A 22,204-nucleotide genomic window follows, 5' to 3' on the forward strand; every position below is an offset into this window, starting at 1 on the left:
CCCCCCCCGCACAAACACGCCACTCACCGCACCCATTTTTATGAACAAACTGACCTTCGCACTCCTGATCGTATTTATTTTTTCGCTACAATCAAACGCGGCCTCCGTTTTCGAGGAACGTTTCGATTACAAAACCGAAAGTGCGTTGCGCGCCGCGTGGGAACGCGTAGGCAACACGGGATCGTTTGCCGGCCTAGGCAACAAAGCCGGCGTCAACGATGGACGGCCCTATGGCGTTTTCTCCAACAGCCTCCAGCGCCGGCAACTGCCCGTTGTGCTCAAGGGCAGTTGGAAGGTGAGTTTCAAAGTGCTGCACACCGATCTTCGCCGCGGCACATGGCTCGGCTTGTTCGATGCTGCCGGAAAACGCGGTTACGCCGTGCTCTGGGATTCCGGGAATCCGGCCTCGGGCACGGGCAACGGATCGGTATCCGTGCGCAAGTTCGATCTGACCGAAACACTGGTCAACTGGAGCGAGACCGGCAAAATGTTGGGCAAGGCAAAAGACTCGGGGCATGTGATCAACCAAGAGCCGTTTGCTCAGTTTGAATTTTCTTGGAACAAGGCCACCGGGCAGTTGCAGGTGCTGGTTGATGGCGTGCAAGTGACATCGGTCGTGGACAAGGATTTTGACGAGTTTGCCGCCATCTACATCAGAGGCAACCAGTCGCAGTATTATGCCGACATCGTTGTCTCCGAGATTCAGGACGGGGCCTCCAAATAACGCCCCGGCTTTGTTTATTCCATCCCTGTTACCTCGCCCCTCTCCCCGTTCTCCGCAACCCTCCCGCCTGCTCTCCCTCCCTGCTGTCTCCGTCTCTCTCATTTTCCTTACCTCCATTGCCATGAATTATCGTGCTCTCGTCTCATGCTCGTTCGCCGTTCTGTCACTGCTTTCCTCTGTTGCCATGACAATTACGGCGCGGGCCGATGTCCAATTGGTCAAACACTTTGCTGATGAGAGCCTGTGGCGTCTGCCGCCATCATCCGTGCCCGGCATTGCTGTCGAAAAAACCGATGGAGCGATGCGCTTAATCTTGAGTGGGACGGGGGATGCGGCAGCGCGACGCAAGTTTGAGTTGAAGCTGAAAAACTGGGTGACCTTGCCCAAGGAAACCGTGCGAGCCGGGCTGTGGGTTTATGTCAAAAAACGGCCGGCGCTGGATGACGCCTGGCTGACGTTTGTGGACGCGAAGGGACGTGAATTTGAATACACGCTGCCGCGCTTGGAGTCCTGGCAGCCGGGCTGGCAGTTTCTGGAAACATTCGCCTTTGATGCCAATGAAATGGGCAAACTGCATCCGCAGGTGGGGCGTCTGGTGGATCGGACCGACGAAGGTGGCGGGATGTTGCCCGTGAGGCCATTGCAACTGACCGGAATCCGCTTTGAGGCAAAAGGCGACGCGCATGGCGAATGGGTACTGGGGCATATAGTCGCGGATGAATACACACTGGGCAAAGGAGGCTATCATTGGGCGTTAAATGTGCCGGGATTGCGTTACAATATGACGCAGACATGGACGCAATCAGGCGTGGCTCCATATTTGCTGGCCGATCAATTGCTGCCGGGTGGCGGAGATGCGATCGTGTCGTGGGAAGTTTTGAAAGGATTCCAAGGCGCGCCTGTCTTGCGGGGTGAGCAACGACTGACATTTGACGCGCATGATTTTTGGAAAAAATTCGAGCGCGTAGCCAAGCTGGGAGACCTGTCGCCGGGGAATTATGAAGTGATCGTCACACGGCGATCGATAGACTTGGGGCAGGCAACGCCAGATGGCTGGAATCGCCTGATCTGGCGTGCGACGGGAGAGGCCCGCTGGGAAGGTCGCGCCATGCCAGAAGCATGTATCTTGCGCGGAGAAAAGACCGGAGGCGAAGAGCAGGGCAGTGCGGGCTGGCGACAAATGGTAAAAGTGCCGGGCGCGGGGCGTTATGAGTTGAGCGTGACGGGCGGTGGCAGCGGTCGGCCTGTTGTCCGTGCTGCGCCCATGGACGAAAGATTGAACGTGGTGGGTGCAGTTGAAGAGGAAGTTTTTGTTTCGGGAAACAAATCCCACCGGATATCCCGTGTGTTCGACTGGCCGGAGGGGGTCGCACGAATTCAACTGGATTTGATGGCCACTCGCGAGGGCGATGCCGCATTCAGCGCCATATCATTGAAGCGGCTGGCCGATGGCGCGGAAATGATCGTGAACGGCAATGCGCAGGTAGCTGGCGTGTTGCATCAAGAACGCTGGGCGTTGTCGGTGTTGTCGGCTCCCTCCTCCGTCATGCGAGACAACCGTTCCTCTGGTGCATCCACGGTCTCAAGCACAAAAATTGGCGACACATTAATCATCCCTGCGCCATCGTGGGCCAAATTACCGGGCGAGAAAACATGGCGTGTGGTGGCCGATGCGTCGGGTGAGATCGTTGGTAGTGGCGTGATGGATGCGAACAATCCCATCCGATGGGCGCCACCTGCGGGGGGCATATTCCGCTATACGGCGGAACGTCTCGTTGACGGCACCCCTGTTGATCGCGATTCGCGAACGCTTGGCGGCCACACGCCCCTCTCCCCCCCCGGTTCCGATTCCTTTGATTACCGTGACAAAGCCCCCACGGAGGCGGAACTGTTCGGGCCGGGAAAAAACTACTTCACATGGGCGATGTATGAGAATCACCCGGACGATCCGCGTTTTTTTTCGGATACATGCCAATGGATCAAAGATGGTCGAAAGGCAGGGTTTGACTTGTTCCGCATCCGGGCGGATTGGAACAAGATTGAACGGCTCCCCGGTGTGTATGACTTCGTGATGCTTGACCGTATAATCAACGAGGTGGAACGGCAAGGCGGGCGCGTGGTCCTGGAGTTGCGTTATGAGGCGCCAGTCTGGCTGCCTGTGGAGCATCAGCTCAACAACTACGGACGGGCCGATGTGTGGCAACGCTGCCGAGTGGGACGCATCCCATCAGTATGGACGCCGGGAATGCTGGACTCCATTCGCACTTACACGGAGGTAGCCGTGCGTCATTATCGTAATCGTCCCGCGATTGTCGGTTATCATGTGTGGGGACTGCCGGGATCGCTCGACTGGACGACAATCGACAAGCCTTACTGGGGGCAACGCGCAGATTATTCGCCTACGACTGTCGCCGCGTTCAACCAATGGAGCAAGGGACGCTACGCGGAGCGTCTCCCGATGGCCTCCCAAGATTGGAGCCGCCCGGATTTGAGTGATGGATGGCGAGATTGGGTGGAATTTCGCCGACATGGGTTGGAAACATTTTTTATCGATTATGTGCTGAAGCCGATTCGTGGATTGGACGACCGGCGTTCAATCGTAGGATATTTTGGATTGGATTTTGCCTCGCCGCGTTTGAGCGAGTCGGCGCGTTCGCTACGTTGGCGCCGCCACACGGGTGGTTGTGAACTGTATTATCAGGTGCCTTTGGAGGCAAAGCGGGCGGTAACGGAAACAGGAATGGCGTGGCCGCACGAGGTGCACCTGCTGACACCTGTCCCGGCAGGGTTGGAACAGGCAACGTTTCAGATCAGCGGTTCGGGCGGCGAGGGGTATCACTGGAATTTTTACTGGAGGAACAACATCCCGGTCGGCACATGGACTCCGAATCGCGAGGCGGGCTTGGCCGAATGGGTGGAGTTGTGGTCGCCACTCTGGAAGGAATTGCGTGATTCGGAACTGGCCCGACAACCTGACATGGCTGCTGTGCACACGTGGAGCACCATGCAGTTTGGACTGAGGTCGTTTTTCCCTCTGCGCATGGGAGATTATGTGACAAGACCGGCGGCGGCGATGTATCGCGACAAACTGGCGCCCGCGTGGTTCTCGGAGAATGGCACGATGCAGGATTTGGACCGCTACAAACTGCTGGTGGTGCCTCCGGTGGGGGCACAGGTGATGCCGCGCCGCATGGCGGATGCACTTGCCGGTTACGTGGACGCCGGCGGGCGCATCGTGGTGTTTCCCGATTCGGGACGCTGGGTAATAGAAGAACCGACAAACGACGATGCCCTGTGGAAACGCCTTGGCTGGCAGGCTGCAGGCGTGACGACGGCCGGAGGAAAAGACGGACAAACTTCGGATGTGGGCAACAGCGGCCTGCCTCGCAATGACAACGAGGACGCATTTGCCGGGGCGGTTCCCGTGCGCGGCTCCAGGTTGTTTGCGGAAGGACAAAGATTGTGGATTCGCAAGAGCCCGTCGGTGAAATTGGGTAAGACGGGCGCTCACGAGGTTGAAGCGCGTTTCACAGACGGTTCCCCTGCAGTGATTTCGTGGCAACGGGGAAAGGGGCGCGTCGTGGCTTTTTCAGGTCAACCGGACTGGCCGCGTGTCACCGGGCTAATGCGTGGTTTTTATTCATGGGCTGGCGGTATTCTTTCATCGGACACATCGCGCCCGGACGTGGAAATCACCCACCTGAAGAAAGGCGATGTTCACTACGCGATTGTTCATCGTCTGCCGGATTCGTTCCGCCCGCACCTGCCAATGCCGATCCCCGATCTGGATCGTGAGGCGTTGCACAAAATGATGGCACAGATCAATGTTGTATGGCAATTGAACGGATTGCCGCAAGGTCACTGGCGCGTTTCCGAACTGACTGGCCTTGAACAAATCGACGGCGCACGTCAAAGCGCCGACTCAATGCGCGGAATCAAGAGCACCGGGGAAATTTCTCGAGGTCTCACAGCCCGCATGTTTCTCTCACAAACGCTTGTCTATAAACTGGAACCCGCACATCCCGACGAAACGCCTTGATCCCCCCCCGACACCATGAATTCCGCATCCATCCCCCCTCCCCTCCTTGCAACACATCGCAATGCGCTGAACCGGACTGGCTTCACGTTGATTGAGTTGCTAACCGTGATCACGATCATCGGAATTCTTGCGGCGATAATCATCCCAACGGTTTCCAAAGTGCGCGGCACTGCCAGACGCGCGCAATGCGCAAGCAATGTGCGCCAAATCGCCATGGCGATGCTGATGTTCGCGAACGACAATAAAGGCGCCCTTCCCCTGCCGGGCAATATCACCGCTCCGCGGTGGGATGCAAAAATCAGCTCCTACCTCGACGTAAAAGCGGATGCCAATGGCAATCCGCTCATCTATTCGGAAATCCTGAAATGCCCGGTTGACCCGCGTCCACTGGTGATTGACGAGGCTCAAAAGCAATGGGCGCGCTCCTACACGTTGATGCGCGTTCCCGCCACCACGGCGGACACTTGGGCGGGAGGCATGGGACTCTTTGGCGCCGTAAATGGCAAGGAAGTCAGCCGCAACCTGTCGGAGCTCGCCGCCGCGTCGAAAAGCGCCTTGTTCGCGGAACATTTCACAGACGGCTCCGGCCAGGTGTTTTCCACGCAACAATTCCAGTTTGCCGGGCCTCAATGCGTCATCGACGGTAGTCCGTCGGGAAAACTCAACGGTGAGTTTTATCACGGACGAGTCATCAATGTCGCATTTGCTGACGGGCATGTATCCGCAATGCCGCCCGGGCGGATTCGCTCGCCCTACGACCACTTCCGCGCCTTCTAGCAGCCCCCCCACTCCTCCTCATCTCGATGAAGACGCTCCATTATCCACGGCTCGATGCCGCGCATGTTTTCTCGCGCGAGTTGCTCGCAAAGAGCACCGCAAACCTGTGGAGCTGGCGGCAAGGGGCGGGCGAGTTCGGGCAACTCCATTTGCACGCATGCTGGAGTGAAAGTTCCGCCCTCGCCCGGCGTTATCACGGACAGTCCATCCATCGCTATCATGGCCTGTTGGCCGGGATCATCGCGTTGTATCGAAATTCCCGTGACCCACGCTGGTTACTTCTTACTCACGACATCATTGGCAACGTGTTGTATTTACAAACCGATGACGGAGGTTTCTTTCATGCGTCGGGCGAATTTGAGCCGACTTATTCCTGCGAGGAAAGTTGCCCGATCCATCAAGGGCTGCCGATGCTCGGCCTGCTGAATTATGCAGAGTGGCCGGAGGCCGACCCCGTGCGAGTGGCGCAAATTCACCTCGCTTTTGAACGTTGGTGGCGGTGGATCGAACGCCATTGGTGGAAGCGCGGCAACGCATGGAAAAAACCACTGGAGGAGCCGGGCTTTTGCGGCGTCACCAATCAGGATCTTGTCATTGTCGCGTGCCTGGCAAAACAAGCGCAGACGAACGGAGACTGGACGCGTTACGACCAGTTCGGGAGTCCCGTGCTCGATGCCTGTTTGAGCCCCGCGTGTTATCACTCGGAAACGGGACTTTTTGAACGGGGAGACCGCTCCAATTTTGCCGAGCGCAGCTCCTATTACGGGATCATCGTGCCGATGCTCAAAATCATTCACACGCTGACAAGAGACGGACGCTTGCCGCCAGTCATCGACAACGTTGTGAACGGACTTTTTAGAGCCACGTATGTGGGGCCGGACGGCCTGCGTCACATCGCGTGGGGTGCAACCACTGATTTGGCCAACAAGGACAAGATTCTCGGCTGGGAACGTCTGCCATGCACGTTCAGCGCGTATCCAGAGTTGATTGAAATCATGGGAGATCATGTGCGCCGTCATTCTTCCATCGAACACAGATCAATTGTCTGCGATTTGGAAAAAACACTTGCGGCTTATGTCTTTGACGACGGCACGATTCCCGTGGCGCTTGGCGGTGACTCTCTCTTCTCAGCCATCGGTCATGCGCAATCACTGTGGACATTCCTCATCAACCGACTTGGAAAGAATGCCTGCCTGACGGCGGACATTCCGCCGTTGAACAGTCTCCAACGGACGTGTGGCGATGTGGTGTTTCGTGAAAATGCCCGGCATTGGTCCGTTTCGGATCGAGGCTTGCAAAAATTTGCCGGGGTGAAGTGTAACCCGTCTGCCATCGCCATCGGCCCCGAAGAGAGCTTACCCGGGATGAATTCGGACAGCCTCTGTGAACCCGGGTTGCTGGAGATCGTCAATCCATTCTGTCAAATCCATTCTGTAATATAATTTCAACTACATGGAAAAATTCAAATACAATCACCATTATCACCAGTCCCTGGTTTACAAAATTTTCCTTGCGGAAAAACAGGAACCCAAGATGCACATTACTTTTTCGCAGGCGCTTGACATCATCCGCACGATATACGCAGCCACTGGAGGTCTGCCACAGATCGCCTACATTGTTGGCTGGCAGTTCGACGGGCATGATTCGAAGTATCCGGCATGGAGCGAGGTGAACCCGCGGCTCAAACGCGAGGAGGATGCCACGGCGCTCGACAGCCTGCTTTGGCTCATGCGTGAAGCCCGGCGATATAATGCTATCGTCAGCGTTCACATCAACATGTGTGACGCCTACGAAAACAGTCCGCTGTGGGGCGAATATGCCGAACGCGACTTGCTGGCTAGAAATGCTGACGGTTCGTTTGCGAAGGGAGCGTTATGGGGCGGCGAGCAGTCCTACATCATTTGCAAAAAACGCGAATGGGACAGCGGCCTGGCGCGGCGTCGGATTGATGCGTTTCTTGAAATGCTGCCCATCGCGGAGGCGGGGACGGTGCACATTGATGTTTTCGCTCCACGTGAAAGTCCCTTCCACAAAGTCACGCGTGAAGATGACACTGCCGCGATGGTGGAAATTCTGCATTATTGGAAAAGCCGCGGAGTGGATGTCACCAAGGAGTGGTTCCATCACGAACTGGCCGGCTTCGTGCCGATGGTTGTCCATCACAATCTCGACGAGGCGAGCCGGTTAAAATATCCGCCCGATGTGATCTGCGGTGGCGGTCCCCAATGGAACAAACGCCACTATCGTTTTTACGAGGCGATCAACTGGGGCGCCACTTTCGGCGCGCCGGAGGCGGGCTGTCTCCACGAAGAGGCGTGGGGGTATTCGGTGGATCGTGACATTTTCTGGGTGCCAGAGGTCGGCCAATTTTTGGAGCAGGTCTTTCTCCATACGATACCGTGGTTGTTCTTCAACCTGAGCCGCGCCATCGAACACATCCACACTGCGCGGCGTTACGAAGTGATCTTCGAAAACGGCGTGCACAGTGTGATTGCAGACGGTGTGCACACGGTCACTCGCGAGGGGCAAGTGCTAAAGCAGGGCGACTGTTATTGCCTTCCTGCTCCATGGCTCGATGAGACGTTTGTCGCATACAACAAAGCCGGTGGTCCAACCTGCCTCGACACGCTGCCGAAAGACTGGGGCAACGTGGAAATATCAAGTTCTTCAAAGAGTGGGGGGCACATCCAGCACACGCTTGGAGGACGATTGGAAATTGATCTGGAACCGGGTGTGCCGGCTTGGATTCGGAAAAAATAACCATACTTGTTTTATTAAAAACCTCCCGCATGGGCTGGTTTTCAGCTTTCCGGTTTGGGTTTCCCGGTTTCAGTTACCCCGCATGGCGCTCAGTCACAAAAAAATCTCGGCGTGGTATCTGCAACTGGCGCAACAACTCGAAGCCGGCCTGCCTCTCATCGCCGCCATTCGCGGCAACGCCGGCGCGCCCAAACCCGACCGCGATGCCATGGTTCGCCGTCTGGAGGATGGCATGTCGTTTCCCGATGCGCTGGACGCCGCAGGGCCCTGGCTGCCGCGTGGCGACCGGCTGTTTCTCGCCACAGCCTCAATCGCCGGACGCCTGCCGCATACGTTGCGCAATCTCTCCTCCCGCCACGGACAACTCGCCGCCGCTTCGGGTCGCGTCGTCATGGCGTGCATTTACCCCGTCGTCATCCTGCACGTGGCGCTGCTCATGTTCCCGCTCCTGCGAATGCTGGATTGGGAACGTGGTTTCCAATGGGACGAATCCGCCTACCTCGGTTCGCTCGCCGTCACGTTGCTGCCGCTCTGGGCACTGGGCGTCACCGGCTTCGTGCTGGCAAAACGCGAGAGTCCGCTCTGGGACCGCGCGCTGTCGCTGCTCCCGATTTTTCGCCGCTACCGGCGTGAGCAAGCGCTGGCGGATTTCTGTTTCGCGCTCGGCAACCTCCTCGATGCCGGGGCTCCCATCGGCGACGCGTGGATCGCCGCCGGGCGTTCCTCGCGTTCACCCGCCCTCATCGCCGCCGCACGTTCGATCCGCGACACGGTGCAAGGGGGCGGTCTGCCCGGCACGCGTCTGGAGGAGTTTTCCTGTTTCCCCGATGATTTCGTCACGATGTATCGCACGGGGGAGACCGCCGGACAACTCGACTCCAACATGATCCGGCTCGCGGGCCTTCATCAAGACTACGCCGGAGCGCGGCTGAAGATGGCGAGTTTGTTCTACCCCGGCGTGGTATTCGGCATCGTCGCCGTGGTGGTCGGTTATCACGTGATCCGCTTCATCCTCGGCTACGTGGACAAGCTCAACAGCCTGATGTAAACCGCGTTTCGCACGGAAATCCTGTCTTTATTCGCGCCCATCCATTGTAGCCATTTGATACCTGGTAGGGAGGCCTCTCCGAGGCCTCCGCCGTGCGTAGTATCAGAATGCGAAATTCATAGGTAAATGGAGCGTGGTTTCGGAGGCCTCGGACGGAGCGCAGCAGCGCGGAGATGGCATCGCCGGAGGCGATGGCCCGAAGGGCTGCCCTCGGCAGAGGGCACAAAGGCCTCCCTACCGTTAAGACGACGGCTACATCTCAATTGTAAATGCTCTAATTTTCACAAACCGCCCATGTCCACCCACGGGTTCTCGGAAGAAGGCGCGGCATTGGGTTCGGGCCAGAGAATCATCCCGGCGGCAATCGTCGCGTTGGTAAATTCGTCCACAAGCACGAAGCTGCCCGTCGTGTGGTTGCGACGATACGAATCGACCATCAACGGTTGCGCCACGCGCAAGCGGATGCGGCCAATGTCGTTCATGCCGATCGCAAGGTCGTCGCCCGCTTTGTGGAGCGTGTTGATGTTGACCTTGTAGAGCACGGCCTTGACCACGCACTTGGCCTCGCGCGTCGTGTGACGAAGGATGTATTTGCCGCCGGGTTGAAGCGCCGTCGGCGAGAACCAGCACACCATCGCCTCGACGTCCTGAGTAACGTGAGGCTGGTTGGCTGGACGCGCAAAGAGGTCGCCACGCGAGGAGTCGATTTCACGGTCGAGCGTGATCGTCACCGACATCGGCGCGAAGGCTTCCTGGATCTCGCCGTCGGGTCCGTGGATGGATTTGATTTTCGCAGGCAGTCCGGAGGGCAGCGCGAGAATCTCGTCGCCAGGACGAAAAACGCCGCCCGCCACGCGTCCGGCAAAGCCGCGAAAATCGTGATACGCGTCGGTGTGCGGACGGATCACGGTCTGGATCGGAAAACGCGGGTCAACGTGGTTGAGGTCGCTGCCAATGTAGATGTTTTCCAGCGTGTGGAGAAGCGGAGCGCCGGCGTACCAAGGCATGTTGGCGGAGCGGTCCACGACGTTGTCGCCGCGTAGTGCGGATATGGGTACAAACTGGATGTCGGGGATGGCGAGGCGCGAGGAAAACTCCTTGTAGCTGGCAACGATTTCGTTGAAGCGCTGCTCGGACCAGTCCACGAGGTCCATCTTGTTGACCGCCACGATGACGTGCGGGATGCCGAGGAGCGAGCCGATAAAGGAGTGGCGGCAGGTTTGCTCAATGACGCCCTTGCGCGCGTCGATGAGGATGATGGCGAGGTTGGCGGTGGAGGCGCCTGTCACCATGTTGCGCGTGTATTGGATGTGGCCGGGCGTGTCGGCGATGATGAACTTGCGCTTGGGCGTGGCGAAGTAGCGGTAGGCGACGTCGATGGTGATGCCTTGCTCGCGTTCGGCGCGCAGGCCGTCGGTGAGGAGCGAAAGGTTGAGGGTGTCCTCGCCGCGCTGTTCGGTGACGCGCTCCAGGTTTTCGAGGGTGTCTTCGAAGATGGATTTTGAGTCGTAGAGAAGGCGTCCGATGAGGGTCGATTTGCCGTCGTCCACGCTGCCTGCCGTGGTGAAACGAAGCAGGTCCATGGAAAGATAATGCTGGTCGGTGTGCATGAAATGGTGAGGAGAGGGGGGGGGGGGGGGAGAGATGTTCTTAAAAATAACCGGCTTTTTTGCGGTCTTCCATCGCGCTTTCGGAACGTTTGTCGTCGGCGCGGGTACCGCGTTCGGTGACGCGGGCGGAAGCGACTTCCTGAATGACTTCGGCGAGGTCGGCGGCGGTGGATTCCACGGCGCCCGTGCAAGTGGCGTCGCCGACGGTGCGGAAGCGCACCGTGCGCTCGGTGAAGTGTTCGCCGGGGAGCAGGTTGATGAAGGGCGTATCCGCCAACAGGGTACCGCCGCGGTTCACGACGCGGCGGCGGTGCGCGAAATAGATCGACGGGATGCGCAGATTCTCGCGGGCGATGTACTGCCACACGTCCATCTCAGTCCAGTTGGAGAGCGGAAAAACGCGGAAATGTTCGCCGACTTGTTTGCGTCCGTTGAAGAGGTTCCAGAGTTCGGGTCGCTGGTTCTTCGGGTCCCACTGGCCAAACTCGTTGCGATGCGAGAAAAAGCGTTCCTTGGCGCGGGCCTTTTCCTCGTCGCGGCGCGCGCCGCCCAGGCAGGCGTCGAACTTAAATTCCTCAATGGTTTCGAGCAGCGTGATCGTCTGGAGTCCATTGCGCGAGGGGTTGAGTCCTCTTTCCTCCACGGCAGCGCCGCTCTTGATCGAGTCCTCCACGTAACGAATAACAAGACGGCCTCCTGTCTCCCTGGCCAGCCAGTCGCGAAATTCGATGGTCTCCACAAAATTGTGCCCGGTGTCGATGTGCACGAGCGGAAACGGAAAGCGGGCCGGCGCGAAGGCTTTCTGAGCGAGGCGCACCATGACGATCGAATCCTTGCCGCCGGAAAACAGGAGCGCGGGCCGCTCGAATTGCGCGGCGACTTCACGCATGATGAAGATCGCTTCGTGTTCGAGCTGGGCGAGATGCGAGAGGTTGTAGGATGTAAACGCGGAGGCTGTGGCAGAGGCGGCGCTGGCGGTGGCTCCGGCGGTCGCCTGAGTCGGGCGGGACGCTGCTGTTGCTGATGCGGCGGATGTGGTGGATGTGGCAGACGAGGCGGGCGGTGGAAGAGAGGGTGGCGGTTCGATGGCGATGGCGGTCATGTGGTCGTGATTGGTATTGTGCTGGAAATTTGGATACGATTGGAAATGGCGTTGTGGAGTTGTTTGAGACAGACCTCGGGCGTGGCCGTCTCCGTATCGACAACGAACGGAGCAGCGGTTGTGGAACCGGGGGGGGGGGGGGGGAGGGGCGGCGGTTCGAACGCCGAATCTCGTCCGGTGAACTGCCCCACTCCGCCGGCAGCCGCCCGCGCATAGAGGCCCTTGGGATCGCGGCGCGCACAGGTCTCGAACGACGCCTTGACGTAAACCTCAAAAAAATCGTCCACGCCGATGATCTCGCGCACGCGGGTACGGTTCTCGCGCAGCGGCGTGATGAATGAGCAAAGCACCACCAACCCGGCTTGGGCGAAGAGCTTCGCCACCTCGGCGACGCGCCGGAGGTTTTCCGCGCGGTCCTCGTCGGTGAAGCCGAGTCCACGGTTGAGGCCGGTGCGGATGTTATCGCCATCCAGCAGGTGCGTGGTGACTCCCTCCGCGAACAAGCGGCGCTCCAATGCGATCGCGAGGGTGCTCTTGCCGGAGCCGGAAAGCCCGTAAAGCCACACCACCAGTCCACGCTGCCGAAGCCGGGCCTCCTTTTCCGCCCGCGGAAGAACGCGGTCGAAAACGGGATAAAGGTGAGTGTCGAAACTGGCCACAGGGCTCATTTGTTTAGTGAGTTGATAAACTTTGAGAAGTTAAAAGCTTGGCGCAAGCTCAAAATACCCCGACCAAAAGGGGAATTAAAATAACCAACTCACATTCAACATGATATCGTAAAAAGAGAATCGCTACGTAAATTCCGATGTTGCACGGACGCCTCATTTACCGGGAGCGACGGAGGGGGGGGGGGGCGGCGGCATCCAAGGAAAAACGCCTTGACCGTGATCGGCACGAAGCGTTTTCTCTCCAGTTCGCCTAATTTTATCTGATCCACGCACCATGAGAGACGATTACCTGAAAGAAGCTCAAAAGGTCATTACCGACCCCAACCTGCTCATCAACGTGGTGTCGCGCCGCGTTAAGCAACTCCGCCGCGGACACCGCCCGCTGGTTGAGTCCCTCGAAAAACTCGCTCCCGAGGACATCGCCCTGCGCGAAGTCATCGAAGGCAAAATCACCTACGAGGTGGCCGCCTGACGCTTCCCCTTGATGGTTGTTGCCCAGACCTCTGGCCAATCCATCTTCATCCGATTCCAACCGTCATCCGGGACGCCCGCCTTTCAAAAGCGGCATTTCTGATGACGGTTTTTCGTTAACAACCGTAAAGAACCGGCGTTCACTCTGTCTCCCTCCCCTCCCGCCATGTGCGCCGCCAAGAAAAAAGATACCAAACGCTACACGGAAGTCCGCAATGCCAAGGCGTTGCGCGATTATACCGTGGAGGAACGCTTTGAGGCCGGCATCCAGCTCAAGGGCACCGAGGTCAAATCCATCCGTGCGGGCCGCGCCCAGATCAGCGACGCATTTGGCCGTTTCGAGAAGGGCGAACTCTGGCTCTACAACGCGCACATCGAGGAATATTCCTTCGGCAACATTTACAACCACGACGCCCGCCGCATCCGCAAGCTGCTCCTCCACAAGCACCAAATGCGCAAAATCGCCCAAGCCATGCAGGTCGGGGCGCGTGCGTTGATCCCGCTGCGCATGTATTTCAAAGACTCGCTCGTAAAAATCGAAGTGGCGCTCGGCGTCGGCAAAAAACTCTACGACAAACGCGCCGACCTCCGCAAACGCGAGTCCGACATGGAAGTCAAAAAGGCCTTCAAATACCGCTGACCCCCAAGCCCAAGGCGCGGATTCCCTTTGGGATTTGTCCTTTTGAGGATTTGTCCCTTTGAAGCTCCCGCTCATGGATTACTATTTGGACAACCAGCCCCCTGCCGACAGCGCCGCGACAACTGCCGCCACCATCGACTTCGCCTACGAGCTTAACGAAGAACAACTCGCCGCTGTCACCGCCCCCCCCGGTCCCCTGCTTGTCCTCGCCGGCGCCGGATCGGGCAAGACCCGCACCCTCACCTATCGCGTAGCCTGGCTCCTCGCCCAAGGCATCAAACCTTGGCAGATTCTCCTTCTCACCTTCACCAACAAAGCCGCCAAGGAAATGCTCCACCGCGTGCAGGACCTCACCGGCGTCGAACCCGGACGCTTCTGGGGCGGCACCTTTCACTCCATTGGCAGCCGCATCCTCCGCATGCACGGTGACGCCATTGGTGTATCCAAAAACTTCACCATCCTCGACGCCGACGACTCCGAAACCATCCTCAAACAAGCCGTCGAAAGCGCCGACCGACTCTTTTTCAAAAACAAAACCAACCCCAAACCCGGCCCCCTCCACTCCGTCCTCTCCCTCGCCCGCAACACCTGCCAGACCATTGCCGCCACCGTCGAAAAATACTTCCCCCAATACCAGGACATCTCCCAAAAATTCCCCGCCTTTGCCGACGCCTACCAAAAACGCAAACGCGAGCAAAACCTCCTCGATTACGACGACCTCCTCGAACTCTGGCTCGAACTTTTGAAAAAAGCCCCCGACGTCGCCGCCTACTTCTCGCACCGCTTCGAGCACCTCCTCGTGGACGAGTATCAGGACACCAACACACTCCAGTCGCAAATCATCGACCTCATGGGCGCGCACCACCGCATCATGGCTGTCGGCGACGACGCCCAGTGCATCTACTCCTGGCGCGGCGCCGACTTCGAAAACATCATGACCTTCGAGACGCGCCACCCCGGCACCGTCATCCACCGCATCGAAACCAACTACCGCTCCACCCCCCAAATCCTCGCCCTCGCCAACGGCGTCCTCGAAGCACAACCCCGCGGACGCCACTTTGAAAAAGAACTCCGCGCCCACCGCTCCAACTCCCAAAAACCCTTTCTCGTCCAGGCCATGGACGCCCGCGAACAAGCCGAGTTTATCATCAAACGCATCAGCGGCCTCGTGGACGAAGGCTGCGCCCTCTCCGACATCGCCATCCTCTACCGCGCCCACTTTCAGGCGCTCGAAATCCAGGTCGAACTCTCCAAACGCGGTATCCCCTATCTCATTACAAGCGGCGTGAAATTCTTCGAGCGCCAGCACATCCGCGACCTCGTTGCCCTCCTCCAGTTTGTCTATAACCCCGGCAACGAAACCGCATGGGCGCGCATTGCCTGCCTCCTCCCCAAAATCGGCGAAAAAGGCGCGGCCAAGATTCACGCCGCCGCCCGCGAACACGCCCGGCTGCTCAATCTCGACCTCATTGACGCCCTCTCCTCCGACGACGTGAAAAGCAAGGTTTCCAAGGACGCCCGCGAAGGAAGCGACGGCGGCGAATGGGCGCACTTCTGCGCCTCCCTGCGCGAAGTCGCCGCCGCCATGCACTCCGACCCCAAGCCTGCCAAGGCCGTGGAACTCGCCATCGACGGCTGGTATGGCGACTACCTCAAGGGAGCCTTCGCCGACTACACCGAACGCCTCGACGAGTTGAAAGCCCTCATCACTTTCGCCCAGCGCCACGAGGACATCCACGAAATGCTCGCGCAGATCACCCTCCTCAACGGCGAGACCAGCGACCGCAAAGTCGAGCCCGACGCCGACGCCATCCGCCTCACCACCGTCCATCAGGCCAAGGGACTCGAATACGCCGCCGTCTTTCTCATCAACCTTGCCGACGGACTCTTCCCCCTGCGCCGTTCCATTGAAAACGGCGACGAAGAGGAAGAGCGCCGCCTTTTCTACGTCGCGGTCACCCGCGCGCGCGACGAACTCTATCTTTGTGTGCCCAAGATCGGCAGCCGCCCCGGCCCCAACGGCATGATGCTCACGCCCAGCCGTTTTCTGGCCGAACTGCGTCCGCACCTCTACGAACCCCTGCGCATCAAACGCCACTACGGCTGGTGAGCAGGCGGCGCTTTGCGCCGAACATCCAACATCGAACGCCGAACATCCAACATCCAATGATCGAACCGCGCTGACGCGCCAGTGGTTTTACTTGGACGTTGGATGTTGGATGTTGGACGTTCGATGTTGGACGTTCGGGCCGCAGGCCCGCGCCAGTGCCTGCTCCAGATCGGCCTGCAAGTCCTCGAAATCCTCGATGCCAATCGACAGGCGAATGAAGTCCGGCGACGTGCCCGTTGAAAGCTGCTCCTCCGGCGTGAGCTGGCTGTGCGTCGTGCTCGCCGGGTGAATCGCCAGCGACTTTGCGTCGCCGATATTCGCCAGGTGCGAGAACAAGCGCAGCGACTCGATAAAGCGCCGCCCCGCCTCAAACCCGCCCTTGACGCCAAAGCCCACCAAACCGCCGTATCCGCCGCGCAGATACTTTTTGGCCGCGGCGTGATTCGGGCTCGATTTCAGTCCGGGATAATTGACCCACGCCACGCGTGAATCCGCCGCAAGCAACTCGGCCACGCGCAACGCATTCGCGCACGTGCGCTCCATGCGCAAATGCAGCGTCTCCAATCCCTGCAACATCAACCACGAATTGAACGGCGCAATGCACGCCCCCATGTCGCGCAGCAGTTGCAGGCGGATCTTCATTGCAAACGCCACGTTGGCCCCGCCCGTTCCGTCAGCCGTCGCGCCGAACGCCTTGAACGCGTCCCAATGCACCAGCCCGTGATAGCTTGCATCCGGCTGCGTGAAGCCGGGAAAACGACCGTTGCCCCAATCAAAATTGCCGCCGTCCACAACCATGCCGCCGATCGACGTGCCGTGACCGCCGATGTACTTCGTTGCCGAATGCACGACCACGTTGGCCCCCCACTCGATCGGACGATTCAGCCACGGGGTCAGACAGGTGTTGTCGATGATAAGCGGCACACCCGCTTCGCGTGCGATTTTGCCCACCTCCTCAAACGGGAAAATATTGAGCGCCGGGTTCCCCAGCCCCTCGCCATAAAAAGCCTTCGTGTTGGGCCGCAGAGCACGCCGGAACGCATCCGGATCACCCGCATCCACAAACGTCACCTCAATGCCCAGGCGCGGCAGCGTGTTGTGCAACAACGCATAGGTGCCGCCATAAAGCTGCGCAACCGACACGATGTGATCGCCCGCGCCAGCGATGTTGAGAATCGCATTGGTGATCGCCGCCTGCCCGGACGCGTGCGCCAGCCCCGCCGTGCCGCCTTCGAGCGCCGCCACACGCTGCTCAAACACATCGCTCGTCGGGTTCATGAGGCGCGTGTAGATGTTCCCCAGTTCCTTCAGCGCGAAGAGATTCGCGGCGTGCTCCGTATCGCGGAACACATAACTCGTCGTCTGATAGAGCGGCGCCGCGCGCGACCCGGTGACAGGGTCCGGCACCTGGCCGGCGTGAAGGGCTTTGGTGCCCAAACCGTAAACGTTGTTCATGGGATTTTTCCTAAGATTTGATTAACTTGCTGGAGGGCGGGTCTCCTGACCCGCCAGACGCGGCGAAGCCGCGCCCTTCCGGAATGGCGGGTCAGGAGATCCGCCCTCCGTTGCTTTAGATTTTCGTTCCATCCACCACGACGTGGCGGTGAAACACCTCCAGCACACGCTTGGTGATCTCGCCCGGTTTGCCCGGGCCAATGACGCGGCCATCGAGTTTCACGACCGGCACCACCTCGGCGGCTGAACCGGTAAGGAAACACTCGTCGGCATTCCAGATGTCGTAGCGCGTCAGATTGACCTCGCGAATCGGCACATCGATCTCCCTGGCGATGTCGAAAATCGCATCGCGCGTGATCCCCTTGAGCGCCCCTTGCGAAGCCGCGGGAGTGAGGATCGCGCCCTTGTGGACGATAAAAATGTTATCGCCTGTGCACTCCGCCACATAGCCCTGATCGTTGAGCATGATCGCCTCCAGGCACCCCGCCTGACGCGCCTCAATTTTCGCCAGGATGTTGTTGAGGTAGTTGAGCGATTTGACCATCGGAGGCAGCGCCGCCGGGTTCAGCCGGCGCGTCGCCACGGTCACGAGATTGAGGCCATTGACGTAATGTTCTGGCGGATACAGCGAAATTTTGGCCGCGATGATGATGATCGACGGTTTGGGGCAGAGCCACGGGGAGAGCCCCAGATCGCCCACACCGCGCGTGATCACGAGCCGGATGTAGCCGTCGGTCAGGTTGTTTTGGCGGCATGTTTCGCATGTCGCCTCGGCGATTTCTTTGCGCGACCACGGCAGATCCAGCAGGATGGCCTTGGCCGAGTATTCGAGCCGTTCGAGATGCTCTTCGAGTCGGAAAATATTCCCCTGATAAATGCGAATCCCCTCGAAGACTCCGTCTCCGTAGAGCAGACCGTGATCGAACACGGAAACTTTGGCATCCGCCTGATCGACAAACTTCCCATCAAGGTAAATTTTCATTCCGTTGACGCTAAAAACCCCCGCTCAAGTTTGTCGAGCCTGCCCTGCGTGCCGGCCCATAAAGGCTGCCGCATGATTTTTCCCAAAAGAGGGCGCATTTCCGTATCCGATGCGAAAGGATTGGAAACCGCCTCTCCCCTGCCTTCTGATCTCCGGCGTCTCTCTTGACCACCATGCGCCTGCGCCGGATCACACTGCAAAACTTCAGGAACATCGCCTTCGCCGACCTCGCCCTCGACGGACGCCTCCAGTTCCTCGTCGGTGCCAACGGCCAGGGCAAAACCAACCTCCTCGAAGCCGCCGGCTTCGTCACCGCCCTGCGCTCCTTTCGCACCACCGACGCCCGCATCCTCATCCGTCAGGGCCAGCCCGAAGCCGCCATCGCCTGCGAATTCGAGCACGAACACCTCGGCTCCACCCGCCTCCTCATCAAACTCCGCACCGACGGCAAGGAGGTCTGGTGCGACGGCGAACGCATCTCCCGCCTCGCCGATCATCTGGGCCGCTTCCCCACCGTCGTTTTTTCCTCGCAGGACCAGCAACTCGTCCGCGGCGCACCCGCCCTCCGTCGCCGCTGGCTCGACCTCACCCTTTCCGCCACCGATCCCGCCTATCTCCGCGCCCTGCAAACCTATCACCAAGCCCTTGCCGGTCGCAACAACCTCCTCAAACGCCAGGCCCCCCCCCCCCAGCTTGCCGCCTTCGAACACCCCCTCGCCGCCGCCGCCGCCGAACTCTCCGCCAAACGCACCGCCGGCATCGCCGACCTCGCCCAACACGTCACCACTGCCTACGCCCGCATCGCCGACCACGCTGAACCCACCGACATCGCCCTCCGCGCCGACAATGCCACGCCCAGCGCCGGCGAACCTCCTCCCTTGGATGCTGGATGTTCGGCGTTGGATGTTGGACGTTCGCAGCGTGCCTGGCTTGCCCTCTTCGAGCACGCCCGCGCCCGCGACCTGCAAATGCGCACCACGCTCACCGGACCGCATCGTGACGACCTGCTCCTCCGAGTCGGCGGACGCTCCGCGCGCGACTACGGTTCCGAAGGCCAGCAACGCTGCCTCGCCCTCGCGCTCCGCCTCGCCCAAGTGGAATTTTTCCGCCACAAAACCGGCCTTGAACCCATTCTCCTCGCCGACGACGTCCTTGGCGAACTCGACCCCGCCCGCCGCCGCCGCTTCTGGACCTCGCTTGGCGACACCCGTCAAGTCATCGCCACCGGCACCACCCTCCCCGACACCACCCTCGGCCACTGGCAACTTTATCAAGTCACCGAAGGTGCCGTAACAATTTAGCCCCGCCTGTAATCTTCACGCCGGAAGCGTGACACCCCCGGAATCCCTTGATGTTCATCCCACCAAGGAGGGCGGGTCTCCCGACCCGCCAGACGCGGCGAAGCCGCGCCCATCCGGAATCGGAATGGCGGCGCTTTGCGCCGTCGGCGGGTCAGGAGACCCGCCCTCCTTAGCCGTGGCGCTGGCGCGCCCCCCCCTCCCCTCACTTCCACCGCAACTCCACCGCCACCGGACGGTGGTCGCTCGCCACCAGCACACCGGGCGAATCAACCACCCACATGCGCACAACAGCCGCCGCCAGCGCCGGGGACACAAGGATGTTGTCCACCCGCGAATACGTTTCCTCGCGGGCATAGTAGTGCGTCCACGTCTCGCCCCGGCTGTCGGTCGCGGGAAGAAGGCGGGCAATCTCCGTGTTGCCGCGCTTCAACAAGGCCCGTATCGGTCGACTCGATACAACATCGTTGCAATCACCCGCGATCAGGAAACGCCCCCCTCCCCCTCCCGTCGCGGCGGGATTGGGAAAACGCTGCAACACCCGGTTGCGAATCGCCTCGGCTTCCTTCGCCCGCCACGTCGCGCTCTCCGGATCGTCGGGAAACGTCGTGAGCCGGCTTTTCAGATGGAGCACAAAAAGCGTGACGCGGCGATTTGTTGACAATCCCTCTCCCGATTCCGCCCCCGGAGCCTCGACACTCACCTCCAGCAATCCGCGCGACACCGGCGTGCGTCCGTCACGATAGGCAAAATCCATGTCACTATGCTCGCGCACCTCACGCAGCGGAAGGCGCGACAACACCGCCAGTTGGCGCACCGGATCGGCGCCCGCCAGCACATGCGCGTGCGGATACACGCACCCCTCGCTCTCCAGATCGCGCTGCAATTCGGCAAGATGCCCCCCGGAGCCCATCTCTTGAAGCGCGATCACATCGGCGTCGATCTGACGAATGACGGCGCGCAAGGCGATTTTCTCCGCCTCGGGCTTCGGGTAGTCGGGACGAAACTTGCCATCGATCCGCCGGTTCACCGGCAGGTAATTGCGGATGTTCCAAGTGGCGACAGTGAGCGTGTCCTTTGTATCCGCAAAGACAACACACGCCACGAACACGAAGATCGCGGCCAATATGGATTTCCTGCAACGCATCTTGTTTCAGCTTTCAGCTTTTAGCTTTTCAGCTTTTCCGATTAGCGCCGCCTCACGCTCCACCAGCGTTGGATGCGAGTAGTAGAAGGCGCTGAAGACCGGATGCGGCGTCAGGTTGGAAAGATTTTTCCCGGAGAGTTTGTGGAGCGCGCCGATCAACGGGGCCGGACCGCCCATCGCCTCGCGCGCGAAGGCGTCGGCCTCGTATTCGTGTTTGCGCGAGAAAAATCCGCCGAGCGGTGTCAGCCAGAACGTGGCCAGTCCGCTGAGCAGACCGAACAACAAAAACGTCGGCGCCAGTTCACCCGCCGGCAGGCCGAAGCCGGGATTGAACCAGGTGCTGCCCGCCAGCCACGCAATCAGCGCGAAGCCGCCAAACACCATCGCCGCCGACACCGCGAGCATCTTGGGGATGTGTCCGCAACGGTAGTGTCCAACCTCGTGTGCCAGCACCGCCTCCAGTTCCTCGGGTGTGAGTTGAGCGATGAGCGTATCGAACAAAACAATACGCCGGAAGCGTCCGAATCCCGTAAAGTAGGCGTTGGAATGTCCGGAGCGTTTGCTGCCGTCGATGACCTCGATGGTCGAGGCTTTGAAACCGGTGCGCTCCGACAGCGCCATGAGTCGCGTGCGCAGCTCACCCTCGGGCAGCGGTGTGAGTTTGTTGAAAAGCGGCACGATGAGGCGTGGGTAGAGCACCATCATGAGAAGCTGAAAGCCAAAAAAGAGCGCGAAGCCCCACACCCACCAGAGCGAACCGGCCACGCGCACAAGCGCGAGCAGGGCCCAGAGTAGTAGAAATCCAATGACAAGGGCGAGCAGCATGCCCTTGACTTTATCGACGATCCAGAGGCCGAGCGTGGATTTGTTAAACCCGAAGCGCGTTTCGATCCGAAACGTGTCCCACCAGTCGAGCGGCAGTCCGGGCAGGCTCAGCAAGATGCCGGCAACGAGGATAAACACGGCGCCCAATGCGCTGTTCCATCCCCCCCCCCCCCCCTCCCCCGCGTCCGGTGCCCAAGCCATGACGAGGTCATACAACCACGGAAGCACGCCGCTGGTCAGCACGACGACGAGCAGCACGGCGTCGAAGATCAATTCGATGACGCCGAAGCGGTTTTTCACGAGCGTGTAGGCGACGGATTTTTGGTAAGTCTCCGCATCGACCACCGCCGCGACGGCAGGCGGGGCCGCGTGCGCATGCCGCCGGACTTCGGCGCGGTTGAGGGCGGACAACACGAGTTGCGCGACGAGGCGCACCGCAATCAGCACGAGAACCACGGGGAGGACGGTGGAGGGGGGGGGAGCGACTGCGGTGGTGGTGGCGATGGTGAGAGAGGACAACATGGGGGGTGGTTTCTAGCGTTGTCAGC

Annotated in this window: 17 protein-coding genes; 10 read left to right on the top strand and 7 right to left on the bottom strand. The window is 59.8% G+C overall.

Annotation, left to right across the window (positions count from 1 at the left end; all coding sequences use genetic code 11):
• Positions 1–40 precede the first annotated feature (40 nt).
• From OBACDRAFT_RS06935 to OBACDRAFT_RS06970, 6 genes are all read left to right on the top strand, one after another.
• Positions 41–724, top strand: a complete 684-nt coding sequence (locus tag OBACDRAFT_RS06935; protein WP_043584048.1) for a hypothetical protein — start codon at positions 41–43, stop codon at positions 722–724.
• Positions 725–845: 121 nt separating this feature from the next.
• Positions 846–4,763: an alpha-amylase family protein gene (locus OBACDRAFT_RS27485; protein ID WP_157836944.1), complete on the top strand. Its 3,918-nt coding sequence runs from the start codon at positions 846–848 to the stop codon at positions 4,761–4,763.
• 15 nt (positions 4,764–4,778) lie between these two features.
• Positions 4,779–5,540 carry a prepilin-type N-terminal cleavage/methylation domain-containing protein gene (locus tag OBACDRAFT_RS25080; RefSeq protein ID WP_052361374.1) on the top strand — a complete coding sequence of 254 codons (762 nt, stop codon included), beginning with the start codon at positions 4,779–4,781 and terminating at the stop codon, positions 5,538–5,540.
• Between the two features lie 26 nt (positions 5,541–5,566).
• A complete protein-coding gene (locus OBACDRAFT_RS06960) occupies positions 5,567–6,982 on the top strand; it encodes a hypothetical protein (protein WP_043584056.1) in 1,416 nt (471 codons plus the stop codon).
• A gap of 10 nt (positions 6,983–6,992) precedes the next feature.
• Positions 6,993–8,300: an endo-alpha-N-acetylgalactosaminidase family protein gene (locus OBACDRAFT_RS06965; RefSeq protein ID WP_043584058.1), complete on the top strand. Its 1,308-nt coding sequence runs from the start codon at positions 6,993–6,995 to the stop codon at positions 8,298–8,300.
• Positions 8,301–8,382: 82 nt separating this feature from the next.
• Positions 8,383–9,348, top strand: a complete 966-nt coding sequence (locus OBACDRAFT_RS06970) for a type II secretion system F family protein (RefSeq protein WP_043584060.1) — start codon at positions 8,383–8,385, stop codon at positions 9,346–9,348.
• Between the two features lie 281 nt (positions 9,349–9,629).
• Here OBACDRAFT_RS06970 and OBACDRAFT_RS06975 read toward each other — a convergent pair whose 3' ends face one another.
• Genes OBACDRAFT_RS06975 through cysC form a run of 3 tightly spaced genes read right to left on the bottom strand, consistent with a single transcriptional unit; the run spans position 9,630 to position 12,728 of the window.
• Positions 9,630–10,958, bottom strand: coding sequence for a sulfate adenylyltransferase subunit 1 (locus OBACDRAFT_RS06975; protein WP_043584062.1), 1,329 nt, complete (start codon positions 10,956–10,958; stop codon positions 9,630–9,632).
• A gap of 40 nt (positions 10,959–10,998) precedes the next feature.
• On the bottom strand, positions 10,999–12,060 hold the full coding sequence (gene cysD / locus OBACDRAFT_RS06980; protein ID WP_081721864.1) for a sulfate adenylyltransferase subunit CysD: 1,062 nt from the start codon (positions 12,058–12,060) through the stop codon (positions 10,999–11,001).
• The gene (gene cysC / locus OBACDRAFT_RS06985) at positions 12,057–12,728 is read right to left on the bottom strand and encodes an adenylyl-sulfate kinase (RefSeq protein ID WP_043584064.1); all 672 of its coding nucleotides are present in this window, start codon (positions 12,726–12,728) and stop codon (positions 12,057–12,059) included. The genes cysD and cysC overlap by 4 nt, the downstream gene beginning before the upstream one ends.
• A 274-nt stretch (positions 12,729–13,002) precedes the next feature.
• On the opposite strand from cysC, the gene OBACDRAFT_RS06990 reads away from it, so the two are divergent.
• The 3 genes from OBACDRAFT_RS06990 (at position 13,003) to OBACDRAFT_RS07000 (ending at position 15,949) form a co-directional block, all read left to right on the top strand.
• Complete coding sequence (locus tag OBACDRAFT_RS06990) at positions 13,003–13,200, top strand: DNA-directed RNA polymerase subunit omega (RefSeq protein WP_043584066.1); 198 nt, start codon at positions 13,003–13,005, stop codon at positions 13,198–13,200.
• 165 nt (positions 13,201–13,365) lie between these two features.
• Positions 13,366–13,839 carry an SsrA-binding protein SmpB gene (smpB, locus tag OBACDRAFT_RS06995; protein ID WP_043584068.1) on the top strand — a complete coding sequence of 158 codons (474 nt, stop codon included), beginning with the start codon at positions 13,366–13,368 and terminating at the stop codon, positions 13,837–13,839.
• 73 nt (positions 13,840–13,912) lie between these two features.
• Positions 13,913–15,949 carry an ATP-dependent helicase gene (locus tag OBACDRAFT_RS07000; protein ID WP_043584069.1) on the top strand — a complete coding sequence of 679 codons (2,037 nt, stop codon included), beginning with the start codon at positions 13,913–13,915 and terminating at the stop codon, positions 15,947–15,949.
• 87 nt (positions 15,950–16,036) lie between these two features.
• Here the strand turns inward: OBACDRAFT_RS07000 and OBACDRAFT_RS07005 are convergent, their stop codons facing one another.
• Complete coding sequence (locus OBACDRAFT_RS07005) at positions 16,037–17,404, bottom strand: O-acetylhomoserine aminocarboxypropyltransferase/cysteine synthase family protein (RefSeq protein ID WP_052361378.1); 1,368 nt, start codon at positions 17,402–17,404, stop codon at positions 16,037–16,039.
• Between the two features lie 115 nt (positions 17,405–17,519).
• Positions 17,520–18,386 (bottom strand): branched-chain-amino-acid transaminase, encoded by an 867-nt coding sequence (gene ilvE / locus OBACDRAFT_RS07010; protein ID WP_043584071.1) that lies wholly within the window; start codon positions 18,384–18,386, stop codon positions 17,520–17,522.
• Positions 18,387–18,559: 173 nt separating this feature from the next.
• Between ilvE and recF the strand changes: the two genes are divergently transcribed.
• Positions 18,560–19,687, top strand: coding sequence for a DNA replication/repair protein RecF (gene recF, locus OBACDRAFT_RS07015; RefSeq protein WP_043584121.1), 1,128 nt, complete (start codon positions 18,560–18,562; stop codon positions 19,685–19,687).
• Positions 19,688–19,889: 202 nt separating this feature from the next.
• Here recF and OBACDRAFT_RS07020 read toward each other — a convergent pair whose 3' ends face one another.
• Positions 19,890–20,810 (bottom strand): endonuclease/exonuclease/phosphatase family protein, encoded by a 921-nt coding sequence (locus OBACDRAFT_RS07020; protein ID WP_052361380.1) that lies wholly within the window; start codon positions 20,808–20,810, stop codon positions 19,890–19,892.
• A gap of 27 nt (positions 20,811–20,837) precedes the next feature.
• Positions 20,838–22,178: a M48 family metallopeptidase gene (locus tag OBACDRAFT_RS07025; RefSeq protein ID WP_052361382.1), complete on the bottom strand. Its 1,341-nt coding sequence runs from the start codon at positions 22,176–22,178 to the stop codon at positions 20,838–20,840.
• Positions 22,179–22,204 lie beyond the last annotated feature (26 nt).

The organism is Geminisphaera colitermitum TAV2 (genome assembly GCF_000171235.2).
GTDB lineage: Bacteria > Verrucomicrobiota > Verrucomicrobiia > Opitutales > Opitutaceae > Geminisphaera > Geminisphaera colitermitum.

Bases quoted from the DNA above. Each gene is read 5' to 3' on its own strand.
- cysC (WP_043584064.1), bottom strand. From the start codon at position 12,728: ATGAGCCCTGTGGCCAGTTTCGACACTCACCTTTATCCCGTTTTCGAC.
- cysD (WP_081721864.1), bottom strand. From the start codon at position 12,060: ATGACCGCCATCGCCATCGAACCGCCACCCTCTCTTCCACCGCCCGCC.
- OBACDRAFT_RS06935 (WP_043584048.1), top strand. From the start codon at position 41: ATGAACAAACTGACCTTCGCACTCCTGATCGTATTTATTTTTTCGCTA.
- OBACDRAFT_RS07025 (WP_052361382.1), bottom strand. From the start codon at position 22,178: ATGTTGTCCTCTCTCACCATCGCCACCACCACCGCAGTCGCTCCCCCC.
- OBACDRAFT_RS06970 (WP_043584060.1), top strand. From the start codon at position 8,383: ATGGCGCTCAGTCACAAAAAAATCTCGGCGTGGTATCTGCAACTGGCG.
- OBACDRAFT_RS27485 (WP_157836944.1), top strand. From the start codon at position 846: ATGAATTATCGTGCTCTCGTCTCATGCTCGTTCGCCGTTCTGTCACTG.
- OBACDRAFT_RS06965 (WP_043584058.1), top strand. From the start codon at position 6,993: ATGGAAAAATTCAAATACAATCACCATTATCACCAGTCCCTGGTTTAC.
- OBACDRAFT_RS06960 (WP_043584056.1), top strand. From the start codon at position 5,567: ATGAAGACGCTCCATTATCCACGGCTCGATGCCGCGCATGTTTTCTCG.
- OBACDRAFT_RS25080 (WP_052361374.1), top strand. From the start codon at position 4,779: ATGAATTCCGCATCCATCCCCCCTCCCCTCCTTGCAACACATCGCAAT.
- ilvE (WP_043584071.1), bottom strand. From the start codon at position 18,386: ATGAAAATTTACCTTGATGGGAAGTTTGTCGATCAGGCGGATGCCAAA.
- recF (WP_043584121.1), top strand. From the start codon at position 18,560: ATGCGCCTGCGCCGGATCACACTGCAAAACTTCAGGAACATCGCCTTC.
- smpB (WP_043584068.1), top strand. From the start codon at position 13,366: ATGTGCGCCGCCAAGAAAAAAGATACCAAACGCTACACGGAAGTCCGC.
- OBACDRAFT_RS06975 (WP_043584062.1), bottom strand. From the start codon at position 10,958: ATGCACACCGACCAGCATTATCTTTCCATGGACCTGCTTCGTTTCACC.
- OBACDRAFT_RS07005 (WP_052361378.1), bottom strand. From the start codon at position 17,404: ATGAACAACGTTTACGGTTTGGGCACCAAAGCCCTTCACGCCGGCCAG.
- OBACDRAFT_RS06990 (WP_043584066.1), top strand. From the start codon at position 13,003: ATGAGAGACGATTACCTGAAAGAAGCTCAAAAGGTCATTACCGACCCC.
- OBACDRAFT_RS07000 (WP_043584069.1), top strand. From the start codon at position 13,913: ATGGATTACTATTTGGACAACCAGCCCCCTGCCGACAGCGCCGCGACA.